Here is a 17,167-nt window from a genome sequence, read left to right as displayed (position 1 = left end):
ACTCCCTCCATGCCGCAGAGCTCCCCTGCGAAGCCCGGACTGACCCGGGCGCCGTGGTTCCGGCCGACGGCGGTCGGCGTCGGCGCCGTCGTCGTGCTCGCGATCGTCGTCCTCGGCGCGAAGTGGCTGCGCAGCACCGCGGCGGTCTCGCAGTTCATCGCGACGTACCCCGGCCACGCCCCGCTGCCCAGCTGGGCGCCCGACGGGCTGCCCGCGTGGCTGAACGTGCTGCACTTCTTGAACATGATGTTCCTGACGCTGATCGTGCGCACCGGCCTGCAGGTCCGGTTCACCACCCGGCCCCAGGGCTACTGGAAGCGCAGCAACAAGGGGTTCCTCAAGACCAAGGGCCAGCCGAAGAAGATCAGCCTCGACCTGTGGCTCCACCTGTGCCTCGACGCCCTGTGGGTCCTGAACGGGGTCGTGTTCTTCGTGCTCATGTTCGCCACCGGCCACTGGGTCCGGCTCGTGCCGACCTCGTGGGACGTGTTCCCGCACGCGGTGTCCGCGGCCCTGCAGTACGCCTCGCTCGACTGGCCGCTCGAGGACGGCTGGGTCAACTACAACGCGCTCCAGCAGCTGACCTACTTCGCGGTCGTGTTCCTCGCCGCCCCGCTCGCGATCCTCACGGGCCTGCGCATGTCCGCCGTCTGGCCCACGAACGCCAAGGCCCCACGCCTGAACAAGGCCTACCCGATGGAGTGGGCGCGCGCCGTGCACTTCCCGGTGATGGGATTCTTCGTGGTCTTCGTGATCGTCCACGTGGTCCTCGTGCTCACCACCGGGGCGCTGAAGAACCTCAACCACATGTTCGCCGCGCACGACGGCGGGGACTGGCTCGGGTTCATCCTCTTCGCCGTCGGCGTGCTCGTCATCGCCGGCCTCTGGCTCCTCGCACGGCCGCTGTTCCTGCGGCCGGTGGCCTCCCTCATGGGCACGGTGACCCGGAACTGACCCGGACCCGCGCCGGGCGGCGGCCCGGCGCCGCCCGGCCTGCCACAATGGCCGCATGAGCCAGCGGACCCCGTTCCTCCCGGCGCCCGAGCACCGGCTCCGGCTCGCGGAGCTGGGCGTCCTCGACCGCCGGCGCACGCTGGTTGGGCTCGCCCTCGCCGTCGTCCTGCCGGCGCTCGTGCAGCTCGCGGCCGCCCCGCTGCTCGCGGACGGCCGCGGCGGGAGGGCCCTCGCGACCGTCGAGCTCCTGCAGCTGCTGGCCGCTGTCCTGGTCGCGCTCGTGGGCGGCCTGTGGCCCGCGGTGGTCGCGGCGGTGGCCGGCAGCCTCGCGCTCAACTGGTTCACCGCCGATCCCGTGGGCAGCCTGAGCGTCGCGCAGCCGGAGGCCGTCGTCGGCCTCCTCGTCTTCCTCGCCGTCGCCTGCGCGGTGGCCCTCGCCGTCGGCGCCGCGACGCGCCGCTACGAGCAGGCGACGCGCGCGGCCGCGGAGGCGGACGCCATGACCGAGCTTGCCCTCGGCATCCTCGGCTCGGCCGGCGGGACCGAGGAGTTCCTCGAGCGGGTGCGCTCGACCCTGGGCCTGCGGGCCGTCACGCTGCTCGCCCGGCGCCCCGCCGAGGACCCGGCGGGCGCGTCCGGGCAGGTGCCGGGGTGGGATGTGCTCGCCACCGCGGGGGAGGCGCCCCCGGTCTCGCACGCGGCGGCGGACGACGCCGTGGCCCCCGACGGCTACTACACCCTCCTCGCCTCCGGCCACCCGCTCGATCCCGGCGAGCGGCGCACGCTGGAGGCCTTCGGCGTCTACCTCGTGGCGATGCGCGAGCGCGCGCAGCTGGCGCGCAGCCGCGAGGCCAACCGCCGGCTCGAGGAGGGCAATGCGATCCGCACCGCGATCCTTCAGGCCGTCTCCCACGACCTGCGCACCCCGCTGGCCGGGATCAAGCTCAGCGTGAGCAGCCTGCGCCAGGCCGCCGTCGAGTTCACCCCGGAGGAGGAGGCCGAGCTCCTGGGCACCATCGAGGACTACACGGACCGCCTCTCCCACGTGGTCGGGAACCTGCTGGACATGTCGCGCATCTCCGCCGACACCGTCCGGCCGCTCCTGCGTCCCGTGTCGTGGCGCGAGGTGCTGCCCCGGGGCCTCGCCGGCCAGGACCGCGTGGCGGACCTCATCCCCGCCAACGCTCCGGCGGTCGACGCCGACCCGGTGCTGCTCGAGCGCGCCGTGGCCAACCTGGTCGAGAACGCCCTGCGGTACGCCCCGGGGGCCGCCGTCGAGCTCACCGCCCGCAGCGGCGCGCAGGACGAGCGGGGCCGGCCCTGCGGGGTGCTCCGGGTGGTGGACCACGGCGCCGGGATCCCTCCCGAGGACCTCCTGCTCGTGTTCCGGCCGTTCCAGCGCCTCGGCGACGTCGCGGCCCAGGGCGGGGTGGGGCTCGGTCTCGCCGTCGCCAAGGGCTTCGTCGAGGCGATGGGCGGGCGGATCGAGGCCGAGGAGACGCCCGGGGGAGGGCTCACCATGTCCGTGTCCCTCCCGCTCTCCCAGGGCGCGCCGGCGCTGGCGGCCCGGGAGGAGGCCGCATGAGCCAGGCAGCCCAGGCCCCGGTGCCCACCACGGTCCTCATTGTGGAGGACGAGGCGCGCTTCGCCCGGGCCCTGCAGATCAACCTGCGGGTCCACGGGTATGAGGCCGTCACCGCGCCCACCGGCGAGGACGCCCTCGAGATCGCCGCGGCGCGCAGCGTGGACATCGTGGTGCTCGACCTCGGCCTCCCCGGCATCGACGGGATCGAGGTGATCCGGCGGCTGCGGGCCTGGACCGACGTGCCCGTCATCGTCCTCTCCGCCCGGCACGGCTCCGAGGACAAGGTCGAGGCCCTCGATGCGGGGGCCGACGACTACGTGACCAAGCCGTTCGGACTCGAGGAGCTGCTCGCGCGGCTGCGCGCCGCGGCCCGGCGGGGGCCCAGGACGGGGGAGGCCCCCCGCCTGCAGGCCGGCGACCTCAGCGTCGACCTCGCCGCCCGGCGTGTGGCCGTCCGGGGCGCCGAGGTGCGCCTCACACCCACCGAGTGGAACATCCTCGCCCTCCTCGTGCGCCGCGCCGGCCAGCTCGTGACCCAGCGCGAGATCCTCACCCAGGTGTGGGGCCCGGCCTACGCCAAGGAGACCCAGTACCTTCGCGTGTACCTCGCCCAGCTCCGGCGCAAGCTCGAGGAGGACCCTGCCCGCCCGCGGCACCTCCACACCGAGGCCGGCATGGGCTACCGCTTCGACCCGTGAGGGGTCCCGCCGGTGGTGCCGCGGGTACGCTGGTGGCCATGAAGACCGCCCGCGTCGTCGCCGTCTGCCGCGTCCACCAGCTGCTCGCCGACGCCGGCACGGTGGGGGTGACCGCGATCGACAAGCGGCCCGTCGAGGGCCCCGTGCGGATCCGGCGCCTCGGCCTCCACGGCGACGTCCAGGCGGACCGCGCGAACCACGGCGGCGAGGACAAGGCGGTGTACGCCTACTCGGAGGACGACGCAGCCCTGTGGGCCCGCGAGCTCGGCCGCGAGATCCCGCCCGGGCTCTTCGGCGAGAACCTCCGCATCGACGGGATCACGGCGAGCAACGCCGTGATCGGCGAGCGGTGGCGCTTCTCTTCCGGCGCGGTGCTCGAAGTGACGATGCCGCGCATCCCGTGCGCGACCTTCGCCCGGCGCATGGGCGAGGACGGATGGGTCTCGTGGTTCACCCGGGCCGGGCTCTCCGGCGCCTACCTCCGCGTCATCACGCCGGGGGACATCGAGGCCGGCTCACAGTTCGGGATCGAGCACGTTCCCGACCACGGGGTGCGGGTGGGGGCGTGGCTTGCGGACCCGACGGCCGAGATGGCCGAGGCCCTCCTCGATGCCGAGGCCGACGACGGCCTCCGGCTGGCACCCGCCCTGCGGAAGTACGTCGTGGCAGCGGCCGGGCGCGGCCGGGAGTAGCCGCCGCCGGCCGCATGACTGTGCCTGACCTCACGGCCCCGGAACCGCCCGAGGGGAGGGGCGGCGTCGTGCGTCCTGTATGATGGATACATCCCCCACTTTCCGGAATTCCCTTCTCCTGCCCAATTCTTGAGGCAGGACTGGTGTGTGTTGGGGCCCGCGATGCGGGCAATCGCATAGGGGAGTCCGGCTGAAGCAAACGCTGTACGGGTGCATGTGGTGCCGAATGCAGCGTAGTAGCCCTGCCTGGGATTGAGAGAGCGCCGGGCCTGAGTAACTGACCGACGACGAGCCTCCCCCGGCTCCCCACCTGCGAGGACACACGCATGCCTGAAACCATCGAGAAGCCCGAGACCATCGAGAACTCCGAGGCCATCGAGACCCCCGAGACGACCACCCCCGCCGCCGAGGCCACCCCCGCTGACGCCGAGGTCACCCCCGCGGACGCTGCGGACGACGCCGCGCCCTCCACCGAGGACGACGGCACCCCCCGCTTCGCAGACCTCGGCATCGACGGCCGCGTCCTCGCGGCGCTCGCCGACGTCGGCTACGAGAAGCCGTCCCCCATCCAGGCGGCGACGATCCCGCTCCTGCTCGAGGGCCGCGACGTCGTGGGCCTGGCCCAGACCGGCACCGGCAAGACCGCCGCGTTCGCGGTCCCCGCACTCTCGCGCCTGGCCGAGCTCCACGACCTCAACGGCCCGTCCCGCGCCACCCAGGCGCTCGTGCTCGCCCCGACCCGCGAGCTCGCGCTCCAGGTGGCCGAGGCCTTCACCTCCTACGCCAAGCACCTCGACGACTTCACCGTCCTGCCGGTCTACGGCGGCTCCGCCTACGGCCCGCAGCTCGCCGGCCTCCGCCGCGGCGCCCAGGTCGTGGTCGGCACGCCCGGCCGCGTGATCGACCACATCGAGAAGGGGTCCCTGGACCTCTCCGAGCTGCAGTACCTCGTACTGGACGAGGCTGACGAGATGCTCCGGATGGGCTTCGCGGAGGACGTCGAGCGCATCTTCCAGGAGACCCCGGACGGCCGCCAGGTGGCGCTGTTCTCGGCGACCATGCCCTCGCAGATCCGCCGCCTGTCCAAGCAGTACCTCAACATGCCGGAAGAGGTCACGGTCAAGTCCCAGACCACGACCGGGAAGAACATCCGCCAGCGCTACCTCCAGGTCATGGGCGCGCACAAGCTGGATGCCCTCACCCGCATCCTCGAGGTCGAGGAGTTCGACGGCGTCATCGCGTTCGTGCGGACGAAGATGGCCACCGAGGACCTCGCCGAGAAGCTCAAGGCCCGGGGCTTCCAGGCCGCCGCAATCAACGGCGACATCGCCCAGGCCCAGCGTGAGCGCACCGTCGAGGCGCTGCGTGCCGGGAAGATCGACATCCTCGTCGCCACCGACGTCGCCGCCCGCGGCCTCGACGTCGAGCGCATCAGCCACGTCGTGAACTACGACATCCCGCACGACACCGAGGGCTACGTGCACCGGATCGGCCGCACGGGCCGCGCCGGCCGCAAGGGCGACGCGATCCTGTTCATGACCCCGCGCGAGAAGTACCTCCTGCGGGCGATCGAGAAGGCCACGCGCCAGCCGGTCGAGCAGATGCACCTGCCCACGGCCGAGACGGTCAACTCGCTGCGCATGAGCAAGTTCGCCGACCGGATCACCGAGACCCTCGAGTCCGAGGACGTCTCGATGTTCCGCGACCTCATCGCCTCCTACGAGAACGAGCACGAGGTGCCCGCGGCGGAGATCGCCGCGGCGCTCGCGGTCATGGTGCAGGGCGACACACCGCTCTTCGTCAAGGAGCTTCCCTCCACGCCGGAGTTCCAGAAGCGCGACCGCAACAAGGACGGCTTCGGCTCCCGCGGCCCGTCCCGGTCGGTGACCGAGGGCAACGCGACCTACCGCATCGCCGTGGGCCGTCGCCAGCGGGTCATGCCCGGCTCGATCGTGGGCGCGCTCGCGAACGAGGGCGGCTTCCACTCGAGCCAGATCGGCGGGATCGACATCCGCGCTGACCACTCCCTCGTGGAGCTGCCCGCGGAGCTGTCCTCCGACCAGTGGAAGGCCCTGTCCAAGACCCGGATCGGCGGCGAGCTGATCAAGCTCGAGCTCGACTCGGGCCGCCGCCCGAACCACGACGGCGAGCGCGGCGGCGAGCGTGGCGGTTTCCGCGGCCGCAGCGACCGCGGTGACCGTGGCGGCGACCGCGGGTTCGGCGGCCGTCCGGACCGCGGCGGCCGCAGCGGCGGACGCGACCGCGACGACCGCGGGTACGCCGGCGCCGGCCGGGGGAGCTTCGGCGACCGCAAGCCGCGCCACGGCAAGGACGGCGGCCGCAGCCGCGCCTGGTGATCCACAGCGCCTGACGGCGGGCCCGTCCCCGGAGATCCGGGGGCGGGCCCGCCGCGCTTTCCGGTCTGCGGTGCTGAGCGGCGGGCGCCCATTCGGCGGAGCCGGACGCGGCCCTGCCGATTTGGTGAGGCCGCCGCTCTTCCGGTAAAGTATCTGTCTGTTGCCCCCCTAGCTCAGTGGTAGAGCGCCATCTTGGTAAGATGGAGGTCACGGGATCGATTCCCGTGGGGGGCTCTCGCAAGGAGGGTCCGCGTCAACCGGTGTTGACCGGATGGCGCGGCCTTTTTCCTTGTTGTGGCGGTGTAGCTCAGCTGGTTAGAGCGCACGACTCATAATCGTGAGGTCCCGGGATCGAGTCCCGGCACCGCTACAGGCAGGACCCCCGGGAGACCGGGGGTCCTTTTCTGTGTCCGGGCCGTTCGCTTTCTGTGGCCCGGCCGCCCGGTCCCCGCACCCCGGTCTGATTCCTCCCGCGGCCCTCTGGGTAAGCTTGCTCAAAATGGTCCCAAGGCATCTCCGCTACACTCTCTCGGACCCGAACGAGAGGAAAGCATGACGGCAACAGCCACTGTCAGTCCAGCAGCGCCGACCCGGCCCCGCGCGGGGGGCCTGGGCCATGTCCCTGCGCTCGACGGCATTCGCGCCCTCGCCATCATCCTGGTCGTGGTCTACCACGCCGTCATGCCGGTTCACATCGGCGGCGCCGGCGGCGTGGACGTCTTCTTCGCCCTCTCCGGCTTCCTCATCACCACCCTGCTCCTGGAGGAGCACGACGCGCACGGAGGCATCTCGCTGCGCCGGTTCTACCTGCGGCGCGCCATCCGCCTGTACCCGCCGCTGCTGATCATGCTGGCCGTGGTGTTCGTGCCCATCGCCGTCCTCATGGGCACCGGCAACGCCACCTGGGGCTCACTCATGGCGCTCTTCTACCTCATGCCGGTCGGCGCCGAGACGGGCGCCGACAGCCTCTCCGCCTACGCCCACACGTGGACGCTCGGGCTCGAGGAATGGTTCTACTTCGTCTGGCCGATCGCGCTCGTGCTCCTCGTGAAGGGCGCCCGCACCGTCCAGGGGAGGCGCCGGCGGCGTGCCATCGCCGTCGCGGCGGCCGCGGCGGTCGGCCTCGGCGCCTGGGCCCTCGTGCTCGAGGCCACCACGGGCCACATGTCCTTCATCCTGCGCGCGAGCGGCCTGTTCGCCGGCTGCGCGCTGGCCCTGATCCTGCACGGCTCCCACCGCGCGGCGCGTCCTTGGCACGCCCTGCTCGGCGTGGCCCTCGTGGGCTTCTCCGTCGTGCACTCCTCGCTCGTTCCCCTCTCCACCGTCGATACCCTCGCGGCGGCGGCGGGCACGCTGCTGCTCATCGTCGCGATCGTGCGCGGCGGGGCCGGCCCCCTGCAGCGCGTCCTCTCGCTGCCGCCGCTGACCTACGTGGGCCGCATCAGCTACGAGATCTACCTCTGGCACTACCCGGTGCTGTGCCTGCTCGGCGTGCTGGCCCATTCGCAGTTCCTCGAGGTGGGGGCCATCGCCGGCCCGCTCTCGTTCGTGCTGGCTGCCGGCGCACACGCCGCGACCAAGCCCCTCGTCGCCTGGCTCAGGGCCCGGACGGCCACCTGGGCGCCCCGGGCCGCCGTTCCCGCCGCAGCGGCGGGCTGACGCCACCGGCCCCTTGCTGGCCCCTGGGGCGCCCCGCTAGGGCAGCTCGATTGCCAGGGCGCGGTCGGCCACGTCGTCGAGCGCCCGGCGCACCGCCCCGATGGCCACCGCGTCACCGCCCAGCGCGGACACCTCGACGCGGGGCGGGGTGTCCGTGAGGCGCGGGAGCTCCTGCCTGATCCCAGGCAGCAGCGCCGCTGCCGCGCCGGCCACGGCCCCGCCCAGGACCACGAGCTCCGGGTTGAGGAGCGTGCCCAGGACGGCGACGACGCGGCTCATGTGCTCCGCGAGGCGCGCGAGCACGCGCAGGGCGCCGGGATCGCCGTCGTGTGCGGCCCGGAAGACCGCCTCCGCGGTGACCTGGTTCGGCGCGAGGCCCGCGAGCCCGCCTTCGGCCGCCGCCTCGGCGCCCCAGGCGCGCGCGAGCTGGCCGATGCCGTGGGGGCCCGCGGCGCCTTCCACGAGGCGCAGGAAGGACAGTTCGCCCGCGCCGCCGTGGCGGCCGCGCAGGAGCCGTCCCGATTCGAGCAGCCCCGCGCCGAGGCGCTCGCCGGCGAGCACGACGGCGACGTCGTCCACCCCGCGCGCCGCTCCGCGCCACTGCTCGGCGAGGGCAGCGAGGTTGGCGTCGTTCTCGATGATCACGGGCCACCCGTGGCGCGCCCGCAGGCCCTCGGCGAGGCCCACGTCGAACTGCTCCCAGAAGTCCCGCGGGGTCGCGATGCGTCCGTCCCGGTCCACGGGCGCGGCCACGCCGGCCGCCACCGCGAGCACGCGCTCGGGCCTCGTGCCGGCCGCCGCGAGGGCCGCGAGGGCCGTCGCGCTCACCGTGTCGACGCGCCCGGCGGCGCCGGCCCCGGGGAAGGTGCCGGTGGCCGAGCCGAGCGGACGTCCGCGGAGGTCCGCCACGAGGGCGGTCGTCTTGCCGGCGCCCATGTCGAGGCCGAGGACCACCCCGGCGTCGGCGCGGAAGGCGAAGGTGCGCGGCGGCCGCCCGCGACCGGCCTCGGCCCGTTCGGGGTCCAGCCCGACCGCCCAGCCCCGGCGCACGAGGTCGTCGCCGACCGCGATCGCGGTCGCGCGGCTCAGGCCGGTGGCCTCCACGAGCTCGGTGGCGGTGAGCCCCGCGTCGGGGGCTTCCCGGAGCGTCCGCAGGACCGTCTCGGCGTTGGCGAGCCGCACCACATGCGGCCCCGCCGCAGGTCCTCTCCTCATTCGCTTGACCTCCCCCTCGCGCCGACCGAATAATGGACTCCGGCATTGATTTAGATTCTAAATATAAAGCGCGGGGACGTCATGCGCACCCGCGGCAGACCCACGGAACAGGAGGACCGGTGCCCACCACCGCCCACGAGCCCGACCGCACGAACCCGTCCGCCGACTGGTGGCGCCAGGCCGCCGTCTACCAGATCTACCCCCGCAGCTTCGCCGACTCCAACGCGGACGGCCTCGGGGACATCCCGGGCATCACCTCGCGCGTGCCCTATCTCGCGAAGCTCGGGATCGACGCCGTCTGGCTCAGCCCGTTCTACCCCTCGGCGCTCGCCGACGGCGGCTACGACGTGGACGACTACCGCAACGTGGACCCCCGCCTCGGCACCCTCGAGGACTTCGACGAGATGGTCTCCGCGCTGCACGGCGCCGGCATCAAGGTGATCGCGGACATCGTCCCCAACCACACCTCGGACCGCCATGCGTGGTTCCAGGAGGCGCTGGCCGCGGAGCCGGGTTCCCCGGCGCGCAACCGCTACATCTTCCGGGACGGCCGGGGCGAGCACGGCGAGCTGCCTCCGAACGAGTGGACGTCGATCTTCGGCGGAGGGGCGTGGGAGCGCGTCACCGAGCCGGACGGCACCCCGGGCCAGTGGTACTTCCACCTGTTCGCCAAGGAGCAGCCGGACCTCAACTGGGACAACCCCGAGGTGCACGAGGACTTCCTGACGACCCTTCGCTTCTGGTCCGACCGCGGCGTCGACGGCTTCCGCGTGGACGTGGCGCACGGCCTGAAGAAGGACATGGACGGCGCGCACGACGACCTCGCCACGATCCACCGCGCCGACCTCTTCGCCCTCGGGGAGCACCCGCTGTGGGACCGCGACGAGGTCCACTCGATCTACGCCGAATGGCGCAAGGTGTTCAACGAGTACAACCCCCCGCGCGCCGCCGTCGCCGAGGCCTGGGTCCATGCCGACCGCCGCGCCCGGTACGCCTCGCCCGAGGGTCTCGGACAGGCCTTCAACTTCGACCTCCTCCAGGCCGAATTCGACGCGGCCCAGTTCCGCGAGGTCATCACCAAGAACCTCGCCGAGGCCGCCGCCACCGGCGCCTCCTCGACGTGGGTGTTCTCGAACCACGACGTGGTGCGGCACGCGACCCGCTACGGCCTGCCCAAGGGCACCGGCCGCGGCGGCGCCGGCGCCGACGGCAAGGACTGGCTCCTCGACGGCGGCGATCCGGCCGAGGTCGACGCCGCGCTCGGGCTGCGCCGGGCCAAGGCCGCGACGCTGCTCATGCTCGCCCTGCCGGGGTCCGCCTACCTCTACCAGGGGGAGGAGCTCGGCCTGCAGGAGGTGGGCCGCATTCCGGAGAAGGACCGGCAGGACCCCACGTACTTCCGCAACCGCGGCGTGGAGATCGGCCGCGACGGCTGCCGCGTCCCGCTCCCGTGGGAGCCCACCGGCACCTCGTTCGGCTTCGGGGCCAACGGCTCGCACCTGCCGCAGCCGGCATGGTTCAGGGACTACGCGGTGAGTGTCGAGGAGGAGGATGCGGGCTCGACCCTGGCCTTCTACCGCCGCGCGCTGGCGCTGCGCCGCGAGCTCGCCGGCGAGGAGCGCCTCGAGTGGGCGGACGCCGCGGAGGAAGACGTGCTGCACTTCGCGCGCACCGCTCCCGACGGGGGCGCCTGGCACGTCGTGACGAATTTCGGCGCGGCCCCGACGGAACTGCCGGACGGTGAGCTCCTGCTCTCGAGCGTGGAGGTCGAAGGCGGCAAGCTGCCCGGCGACGCGACGGCCTGGGTGCGCACGCGGGCCTGAGGCAGCAGGGGGCGAAGGGCCCTTCCGCGCCTGCGCGCTCCATGGGAGCCTAGGGGAAGACCACCGACGGGGAGGGGCCATGGCCGACGTCAACGCGGACTTCCAGTACGGGCCGGGAGCCCGCCACGAGGACTACGAGCTGGACGCCGAGCAGTGCTGGTCACTGCTCGGCGCCTCAGGCGTGGGCCGGTTCGCGTTCGTCCATGAGGGCCGGGTTGCCGTCTACCCCGTCGGGTACCTCGTCTACGGCGGCGCCATCCACTTCCGCACCTCGCCGGACGGGAGCGTGGCCCACAGCCTGCCCCAGGACGGCGCCGCCCTGCAGGTGGACGCGATGCAGCCGGCCGTCCAGGCCGGATGGTCGGTGCTCGCGAGCGGCCGGGCCGAAATCGTCGAGGACGCGGGCGAGCTCACGGCCCTCTTCGGACAGATGGTGGACGAGCCGTGGGCTGGGGGAGTGCGGGACACCTTCGTCCGCGTGCGCCCCGACCGGCTCAGCGGCCGGCGCGTGTACCTCGCCCAGTAGCGGCAGGCGCCCGCTGTGGTCCGGAGGCCACGCCGAGCCTCGCCGTGCCATTAGTAAAGTCGCTTGACATATTGCCGCAGCAGGCGTGCACTTGATGCATCGAGGTTGGCTGGGGAGCCCGATTCTTCGACCGTTCGTCAGTCAGGAGAGTCCCATGGCCGAGCAGGAGACTGTCGCCAGCCCAACCCCCCACGAGGCGTCCCGTCCCGCCGAGAGGCGGCCCAAGGCGCCCGATCGCCGTCGCGCCGATTCCGTCCCCTCCTGCGTGCCCCGCCTCCCGGCGGGAATCCGCTGGTGGGAGGCCTGCGGCGGCTGGACGGCGGGCTACCAGCTGGGCGTCTTCTGAGCCGGTCCGGCCCTGCCCCTGAGGTGGGCCCTCCGATGTGCCAGCGGGGCCTCCGCGGCGCTACGGTGGACCCATGACCTCACCTGCTTCCGCCGATTCGACGCGCCCCGTGGACGCCTACCGCCCCGCCCGCCCCGCGCGCGACATCAGCCCGGAGATCGCCCGCTCCTGGCTGCTCGTCAACGCGATGCGCACGGAGCTGTTCGACGAGTCGGCAGGATCCCGGGCGGACGCCATCATCCTCGACATCGAGGACGCCGTGGACCCGTCGCACAAGGACGAGGCCCGCGAGAACGTCTCGCGCTGGCTGACCGCCGGCGGCCGCGCCTGGGTGCGCGTCAACGACGCCACGAGCCCGTTCTGGGCCGATGACCTCGCCGGGCTGCGCGGGACCCCCGGCCTGCTCGGCGTCATGCTCGCGAAGACCGAGTCTGCCGACCAGGTGACCGAGAGCTTCCACCGCATGGACGGGAAGACCCCGGTCATCCCGCTCGTGGAATCGGCGGTGGGCATCGAGGAGGCCAACCGCATCGCCAAGGCCCAGGGTGCCTTCCGCCTTGCCTTCGGATCGGGCGACTTCCGCCGCGACACCGGCATGGCCGCGACGCCCGAGGCCATGGCCTACCCGCGCGCGAAGCTCGTGGTCGCCTCCCGCGTGGGCAATCTCCCGGGCCCGATCGACGGACCCACGGTCGGCACGAACCACCCGATCCTGCGCGAGCAGAGCGCCATCACGGTGATGATGGGCATGACCGGGAAGCTGTGCCTCGCCATCGACCAGACCACCGTGATCAACGAGGTCATCTCCCCGACCCCGACCGACGTCGCGTGGGCCACCGACTTCATGCACGACTTCGAGGCCAACGGCCGCGTGATCCGCGACGGCTCCGACCTCCCGCGCCTGGGCCGCGCCGAGAAGATCATGAAGCTCGCCACGGCGTTCGGCGTCCAGCCGGCGGTCTAGGCGCCCAGGCCGCCGCGATGGAAGGCGGGCCCTGGCTCGTCCACGGCATCACCTGGGACGGCCCCGCCGAGCGGGGCGGGGCCCCGTCGCTCAGCGTGGCGGGCGCGGACGGGGCGCTGCGCGGCATCCCCCTCACGTCCGGGCTGCGCCTAGGCTGGCGGGTGCTGGACGCGCGCGTCCACTGCCTCGGCTTCACCACGGTGCACTCCGCCAGCGCACGCACCCGCGTCCCGTGCCCGGACCGGGCGCTAGCAGCCCACGGGGCCGCGTGCCCTGCCTGCGAGCAGCGCGACGACACCCGCCTGATCCATGCCTTCCACCGCAGCGGGAAGGTCCCCGAGGGGCTGCGGGACTACCTCATGCAGCCGCACTGGCTCTACCTCGCCGTGAGCGCCGCGGGGCAGCTCAAGGTCGGCACCGCGAGCTCGGCCCGCCGCTGGAACCGGCTCGCAGAGCAGGGCGCGGCCGCGGCCGTGTACGTCGCCGCAGCGGCCGACGGCCGCGTGGTCCGGGTCCTCGAGGACGCAGTGACCGCCGGCCTCGGCATCAGCCAGGCGATCAGCTCCGCGGCCAAGCTGGCCGCCTTCGCCCGCGCGCTCCCCGAACCTCGCCTCGCCCGGCTCCTCGACGCCCGGGCCGCCGAGGTGACCCGGCTGCTCGGAGAGGTGGGAGGCATCGGAGGGTTCGACGTCGTGCGCGAGAACTGGCAGCCGCCGGCCGCTGCGAGGGGGCTGCTGTCCGCGGCGCCGAGGAGCGCCTATCCCGCCGACCCCGGCGTGGGGGAGCACGCCCTCGCCCTCGCCTCGGTCCTCGGCCCGTTCGCCCTCGGCGCGGCGGGACCTGAGGCCGAGGCCTTCGTCGCCCACCTCGGCCGGCTGCGGGGCAGGAGGATCGAGCTAGGGCCGTTCGAGAGCACCCTCCCGGCCCGCCAGGCCCCGCTCTTCTGAACCGGCCGCCCGCCCGGCCGCTGCGTTCCACCGCGGGCTTTTCTGCCGCGGGCCACCGCGCGCCTAGACTGGACGCCGTGCCGAACGACTACTGGGAGACCGCCTCGCCGCTCTACAAGAAGGTCGTGTTCTCGGGCATGGCCTTCCTGGGGATCGGGATCGTGCTGAGCATCGTCGCGAACCTCGGCCACGTCACGTGGCTCCTGTACCCCTCGATCGCGGTCATCGGCGTCGGACTCGTCATCCACATGGTCGGGCTCGGGATCCGGGTCCGCGAGACGAAGCGGCGGCTCAGGAAGTAGCGCCGGCCAGCCGGGCCCGCCGCACGTGGCTCCGGGCGTGCTCGACGGCGTCGCCCAGCGAGTCGAACAGGTGCCGGTGGTGGCGCAGCTCCGCGATCACCCCGACCCGGCGCACCAGGTCGAGATGCTGGTCCTGGACCCCCTTGAGGAGCACGGTCACGCCGCGGGCCTCGAGCGTGCGGATCGCCTCGACGAGGGTCTGGGCCCCTGTCGCGTCGAGGTAGCGCAGCTGGGACAGGCGCAGGACGACGACCTCGATGCCGTCGGCCGATGAGGCGCGGGTGACCTCCTCGAGCACCCGCTCCGCCGCGCCGAAGAACATGAGGCCGTCGAGGCGGAAGACAGCGATGTGCTCGTCGCCGTCGTGCGCCGGCCCGGGGATCGGCTCGCGCCGGACGCTCCCGAGCTTCGCGAACTGGCGCAGCGTGAGCAGGGCCGCGGCGACGAGCCCGATCTGGATCGCGACGATCAGGTCGAAGGCGACGGTGATGACGGCGGTGAGCACGAACGCGACGGCGTCCTGCCGCGTCGAGCCGAGGATCCGGCGGGCGGTCCGCACAGAGACCATGCGCCCGGCCGTGACCATGAGGACGCCGGCGAGGGCCGCGAGCGGGATCTGGGCGACGAGCGGCGCCGCCAGATAGACGACGCCGAGCAGCACCAGGGCGTGGACGATCGCCGCGATCCGGGAGCGGCCGCCGGAGCGGACGTTCACTGCCGTCCGCGCGATCGCCCCGGTGGCGGGCAGGCCGCCGAAGAGCCCCGCAGCGAGCGAGGCCAGCCCCTGGCCCACGAGCTCGCGGTCCGGGTTGTACGGTCCGGTGGTCCGCCCGTCGGGCCCGGAGAGCCCGGAGGCGACCCGCGCCGAGAGGAGCGACTCGATCGCGGCCAGCGCTGCGACCGCCAGCGCCGGGCCGGCCAGCGAGGGCAGGTCCGAGAGCCCGAGGGCTGGCAGGGCCGGCGCCGGGAGCGAGGCCGGCAGCGCACCGATGCGCTCGACGTCGAGGCCCAGCAGCCCGGCCCCCAGGGACGCCACGACGACCGCGATGAGGCTGGCCGGCAGCGCCCGGTGGATCCGCGGCACCAGGAGGGTCACCGCGGCAACGAGCACGACCACGCAGACGCTCGCCGCCGCCCGGGGCCACGGCGCGGCGGCGACGGCCGCCGCCGCCGCGACCGCCGTGTTCTGGCCGGGGGCGACGTGCGCGGAGACGGCGAGGGGAACCTGCTGGAGGAAGATGATCACGCCGATCCCGAGCGTGAAGCCCTCCACGACCGGCCACGGGATGTAGGCGACCGCCCGCCCGAGCCGCGAGGCTCCCAGGGCCACAAGGACGGCCCCGGCCAGGACGGAGAGCAGTGCGACCGCGCCCGCCCCGTGCGAGGCCACGATCGGCGCGAGGACCACGACCATGGCGCCGGTGGGCCCGGAGACCTGCACGTGCGAGCCGCCGAAGACCGCGGCCACGAGGCCCGCCACGATCGCCGTCACCAGCCCGGCCTCGGCGCCGACCCCCGAGCTCACCCCGAACGCGAGCGCGAGGGGGAGGGCCACGATGCCGACCGTGAGGCCGGCGACGAGGTCGCCGCGCCAGGTGCGGCGCGTTCCCGCGTAGTCGGAGGCCTGGGGGAGGAGGGCCCGGAGCGCGCCGAGACTTCCGGGCTCCAGGCCCCGCCCCGCGGGCCGGGATCCGGCGGCGTTCATCGGGCCGCGCCGTGGTGCGCGGCGACCGCGGGCAGGGCCGAGGCGGCCTCGAGCTGCTCGCGGGTCTCGGAGAGCGTGTCGAGGAGGAAGGTGCGGGCGATCGCGAGGAGCTCGGCGACCGTGGGGTGCGCGAGCGAGTACGTCACCGAATTGGCCGTGCGGACACTCGTCACGACGCGGTGGCGGCGCAGCGTCGCCAGATGCTGCGAGAGGTGGGAGGCCTCGAGCCCCGTGCCCTCGAGCAGCTCGCTCACCGGGCAGGACTGGCCGGGCGAGGCCGCGAGGATCTCGAGGATGCGGATCCGGGCGGGGTGGGCGAGGCCCTTGAACAGGTTCGCCTTGATCTCGTAGAGCGGCGCCTCGCGGTCGCTGAACATGCTGCCTCCAGATGATGGCTTGATGAATCCATCATATCGGCATCCACGAGGGATGTCAGTGCCAGCGGCTAGGCTTTCCCCATGGCCATCAACCCCGACCTCGCCGGTCGCGTCTACCCGCCCGCCGAGGTGTACGACGTGGCCCGCGAGAAGATCCGCGAGTTCGCCCGCGCCGTCAAGGCGGGGCACCCCGCCCACTACGAGGTCGACGCCGCGCGCGCCCTCGGCCACGCCGACCTCGTGGCCCCGCCCACGTTCGCGATCATCGTGGCCCAGCGTGCCGACGCGCAGCTCATTGCGGACCCCGAGTCGGGCATCGACTTCTCCCGCGTGGTCCACGCCGAGCAGCGCTTCACGCACCACCGCCCGATCGTCGCCGGGGACCGGCTCACGGCCGAGCTCCACGTCGACACCGTGCGCGCCATGGGCGGCGGGGCCATGATCACCACCCGCGCCGAGATCCGCGCGCTGGGCTCCGGGGACGCCGAGGGCGAGAGCGTCGCCACGACCGTCTCGTCGATTCTCGTGAGGGGAGAGGGCCAGTGAGCACCGAGGACAGCGTCCAGCCCGCCAGCGCCGTGATGCCCGTGTTCGACCAGCTCGAGAAGGGCCTCGAGATCGGCCGCCGCGAGGTCGCCGTGACCCGCGCGGACCTCGTCCGGTACGCCGGGGCCTCGGGGGACTTCAACCCGATCCACTGGAACAACGACTTCGCCGTCGCCGTCGAGCTGCCGGGCGTGATCGCGCACGGCATGTTCACGATGGGCGCCGCCGTCCAGCTCGTCGTGGACTGGGCCGGGGACCCGGGCGCCGTGCTGGACTACCAGACGCGCTTCACCAAGCCCGTCCCCGTCCAGGACACGACCGGTACTGAGGAGCCCGGCGCGGTCCTCGAGGTCGTCGGAACCGTCGGGGCCCTGGACCCCGAGGCGCGCACGGCGCGGATCGACCTCGCCGTCACCAGCGCAGGCCAGCGGGTGCTGACCAAGGCGCAGGCGCTCGTCCGGCTGGCCTAGC

The 17,167-nt window shown here is 73.4% G+C and carries 17 protein-coding genes and 2 tRNA genes; 16 read left to right on the top strand and 3 right to left on the bottom strand.

Annotated elements, in window-relative coordinates:
* The first annotated feature begins 9 nt into the window (after positions 1 to 9).
* The 8 genes from J2W20_RS03700 to J2W20_RS03665 all read left to right on the top strand — a co-directional run bounded on the left by J2W20_RS03700 (position 10) and on the right by J2W20_RS03665 (position 7,945).
* Entirely contained in the window at positions 10 to 954 is a 945-nt protein-coding gene (locus tag J2W20_RS03700) for a cytochrome b/b6 domain-containing protein (protein ID WP_307004636.1), read from the top strand.
* Between the two features lie 55 nt (positions 955 to 1,009).
* Positions 1,010 to 2,539 (top strand): sensor histidine kinase, encoded by a 1,530-nt coding sequence (locus tag J2W20_RS03695; protein WP_307004635.1) that lies wholly within the window; start codon positions 1,010 to 1,012, stop codon positions 2,537 to 2,539.
* Positions 2,536 to 3,237, top strand: a complete 702-nt coding sequence (locus J2W20_RS03690) for a response regulator (RefSeq protein ID WP_307004633.1) — start codon at positions 2,536 to 2,538, stop codon at positions 3,235 to 3,237. Before J2W20_RS03695 ends, J2W20_RS03690 begins: the two co-directional genes overlap by 4 nt.
* A gap of 38 nt (positions 3,238 to 3,275) precedes the next feature.
* Entirely contained in the window at positions 3,276 to 3,929 is a 654-nt protein-coding gene (locus tag J2W20_RS03685) for an MOSC domain-containing protein (RefSeq protein WP_307004631.1), read from the top strand.
* Positions 3,930 to 4,255: 326 nt separating this feature from the next.
* Positions 4,256 to 6,286: a DEAD/DEAH box helicase gene (locus J2W20_RS03680; protein WP_307004629.1), complete on the top strand. Its 2,031-nt coding sequence runs from the start codon at positions 4,256 to 4,258 to the stop codon at positions 6,284 to 6,286.
* A 162-nt stretch (positions 6,287 to 6,448) separates the two neighbouring features.
* A tRNA-Thr gene (locus tag J2W20_RS03675) sits at positions 6,449 to 6,520 on the top strand.
* A gap of 62 nt (positions 6,521 to 6,582) precedes the next feature.
* Positions 6,583 to 6,656, top strand: a tRNA-Met gene (locus tag J2W20_RS03670).
* A gap of 182 nt (positions 6,657 to 6,838) precedes the next feature.
* Positions 6,839 to 7,945, top strand: a complete 1,107-nt coding sequence (locus J2W20_RS03665) for an acyltransferase family protein (protein ID WP_307004628.1) — start codon at positions 6,839 to 6,841, stop codon at positions 7,943 to 7,945.
* Between the two features lie 36 nt (positions 7,946 to 7,981).
* On the opposite strand, the gene J2W20_RS03660 is transcribed toward J2W20_RS03665, so the two are convergent.
* Positions 7,982 to 9,160 carry an ROK family protein gene (locus J2W20_RS03660; RefSeq protein ID WP_307004626.1) on the bottom strand — a complete coding sequence of 393 codons (1,179 nt, stop codon included), beginning with the start codon at positions 9,158 to 9,160 and terminating at the stop codon, positions 7,982 to 7,984.
* 119 nt (positions 9,161 to 9,279) lie between these two features.
* Here J2W20_RS03660 and J2W20_RS03655 point away from each other — a divergent pair, with 119 nt between their 5' ends.
* From J2W20_RS03655 to J2W20_RS03630, 6 genes are all read left to right on the top strand, one after another.
* A complete protein-coding gene (locus tag J2W20_RS03655) occupies positions 9,280 to 10,983 on the top strand; it encodes a glycoside hydrolase family 13 protein (protein WP_307004624.1) in 1,704 nt (567 codons plus the stop codon).
* A 79-nt stretch (positions 10,984 to 11,062) separates the two neighbouring features.
* The gene (locus J2W20_RS03650) at positions 11,063 to 11,509 is read left to right on the top strand and encodes a pyridoxamine 5'-phosphate oxidase family protein (RefSeq protein WP_307004622.1); all 447 of its coding nucleotides are present in this window, start codon (positions 11,063 to 11,065) and stop codon (positions 11,507 to 11,509) included.
* A gap of 154 nt (positions 11,510 to 11,663) precedes the next feature.
* A complete protein-coding gene (locus J2W20_RS03645; protein WP_307004620.1) occupies positions 11,664 to 11,855 on the top strand; it encodes a hypothetical protein in 192 nt (63 codons plus the stop codon).
* Between the two features lie 73 nt (positions 11,856 to 11,928).
* Positions 11,929 to 12,819 carry an HpcH/HpaI aldolase/citrate lyase family protein gene (locus J2W20_RS03640; protein WP_307004618.1) on the top strand — a complete coding sequence of 297 codons (891 nt, stop codon included), beginning with the start codon at positions 11,929 to 11,931 and terminating at the stop codon, positions 12,817 to 12,819.
* A gap of 17 nt (positions 12,820 to 12,836) precedes the next feature.
* On the top strand, positions 12,837 to 13,766 hold the full coding sequence (locus J2W20_RS03635) for a DUF2797 domain-containing protein (protein ID WP_307004616.1): 930 nt from the start codon (positions 12,837 to 12,839) through the stop codon (positions 13,764 to 13,766).
* A gap of 77 nt (positions 13,767 to 13,843) precedes the next feature.
* Entirely contained in the window at positions 13,844 to 14,068 is a 225-nt protein-coding gene (locus J2W20_RS03630) for a DUF3188 domain-containing protein (protein ID WP_307004614.1), read from the top strand.
* Here the strand turns inward: J2W20_RS03630 and J2W20_RS03625 are convergent.
* The gene (locus J2W20_RS03625) at positions 14,058 to 15,773 is read right to left on the bottom strand and encodes a SulP family inorganic anion transporter (RefSeq protein WP_307004613.1); all 1,716 of its coding nucleotides are present in this window, start codon (positions 15,771 to 15,773) and stop codon (positions 14,058 to 14,060) included. The genes J2W20_RS03630 and J2W20_RS03625 overlap by 11 nt on opposite strands.
* Entirely contained in the window at positions 15,770 to 16,150 is a 381-nt protein-coding gene (locus J2W20_RS03620; RefSeq protein ID WP_307004612.1) for an ArsR/SmtB family transcription factor, read from the bottom strand. The genes J2W20_RS03625 and J2W20_RS03620 overlap by 4 nt, the downstream gene beginning before the upstream one ends.
* Before the next feature lie 81 nt (positions 16,151 to 16,231).
* On the opposite strand from J2W20_RS03620, the gene J2W20_RS03615 reads away from it, so the two are divergent.
* Both J2W20_RS03615 and J2W20_RS03610 read left to right on the top strand, forming a co-directional pair.
* Complete coding sequence (locus J2W20_RS03615; RefSeq protein ID WP_066499701.1) at positions 16,232 to 16,696, top strand: FAS1-like dehydratase domain-containing protein; 465 nt, start codon at positions 16,232 to 16,234, stop codon at positions 16,694 to 16,696.
* A 35-nt stretch (positions 16,697 to 16,731) separates the two neighbouring features.
* Positions 16,732 to 17,166, top strand: a complete 435-nt coding sequence (locus J2W20_RS03610) for a MaoC family dehydratase (protein WP_307004731.1) — start codon at positions 16,732 to 16,734, stop codon at positions 17,164 to 17,166.
* Position 17,167: the final 1 nt, after the last annotated feature.

Origin of the sequence: Sinomonas atrocyanea (assembly GCF_030812675.1) — a bacterium.
GTDB lineage: Bacteria > Actinomycetota > Actinomycetes > Actinomycetales > Micrococcaceae > Sinomonas > Sinomonas atrocyanea_B.
The sequence above is the reverse complement of the archived record's forward strand: the minus strand, read 5'-3'. Positions and strand labels throughout refer to the sequence as shown.

Bases quoted from the DNA above. Each gene is read 5' to 3' on its own strand.
- J2W20_RS03680 (WP_307004629.1), top strand. From the start codon at position 4,256: ATGCCTGAAACCATCGAGAAGCCCGAGACCATCGAGAACTCCGAGGCC.
- J2W20_RS03690 (WP_307004633.1), top strand. From the start codon at position 2,536: ATGAGCCAGGCAGCCCAGGCCCCGGTGCCCACCACGGTCCTCATTGTG.
- J2W20_RS03645 (WP_307004620.1), top strand. From the start codon at position 11,664: ATGGCCGAGCAGGAGACTGTCGCCAGCCCAACCCCCCACGAGGCGTCC.
- J2W20_RS03625 (WP_307004613.1), bottom strand. From the start codon at position 15,773: ATGAACGCCGCCGGATCCCGGCCCGCGGGGCGGGGCCTGGAGCCCGGA.
- J2W20_RS03660 (WP_307004626.1), bottom strand. From the start codon at position 9,160: ATGAGGAGAGGACCTGCGGCGGGGCCGCATGTGGTGCGGCTCGCCAAC.
- J2W20_RS03635 (WP_307004616.1), top strand. From the start codon at position 12,837: ATGGAAGGCGGGCCCTGGCTCGTCCACGGCATCACCTGGGACGGCCCC.
- J2W20_RS03695 (WP_307004635.1), top strand. From the start codon at position 1,010: ATGAGCCAGCGGACCCCGTTCCTCCCGGCGCCCGAGCACCGGCTCCGG.
- J2W20_RS03650 (WP_307004622.1), top strand. From the start codon at position 11,063: ATGGCCGACGTCAACGCGGACTTCCAGTACGGGCCGGGAGCCCGCCAC.
- J2W20_RS03620 (WP_307004612.1), bottom strand. From the start codon at position 16,150: ATGTTCAGCGACCGCGAGGCGCCGCTCTACGAGATCAAGGCGAACCTG.
- J2W20_RS03685 (WP_307004631.1), top strand. From the start codon at position 3,276: ATGAAGACCGCCCGCGTCGTCGCCGTCTGCCGCGTCCACCAGCTGCTC.
- J2W20_RS03665 (WP_307004628.1), top strand. From the start codon at position 6,839: ATGACGGCAACAGCCACTGTCAGTCCAGCAGCGCCGACCCGGCCCCGC.
- J2W20_RS03610 (WP_307004731.1), top strand. From the start codon at position 16,732: ATGCCCGTGTTCGACCAGCTCGAGAAGGGCCTCGAGATCGGCCGCCGC.
- J2W20_RS03615 (WP_066499701.1), top strand. From the start codon at position 16,232: ATGGCCATCAACCCCGACCTCGCCGGTCGCGTCTACCCGCCCGCCGAG.
- J2W20_RS03640 (WP_307004618.1), top strand. From the start codon at position 11,929: ATGACCTCACCTGCTTCCGCCGATTCGACGCGCCCCGTGGACGCCTAC.
- J2W20_RS03700 (WP_307004636.1), top strand. From the start codon at position 10: ATGCCGCAGAGCTCCCCTGCGAAGCCCGGACTGACCCGGGCGCCGTGG.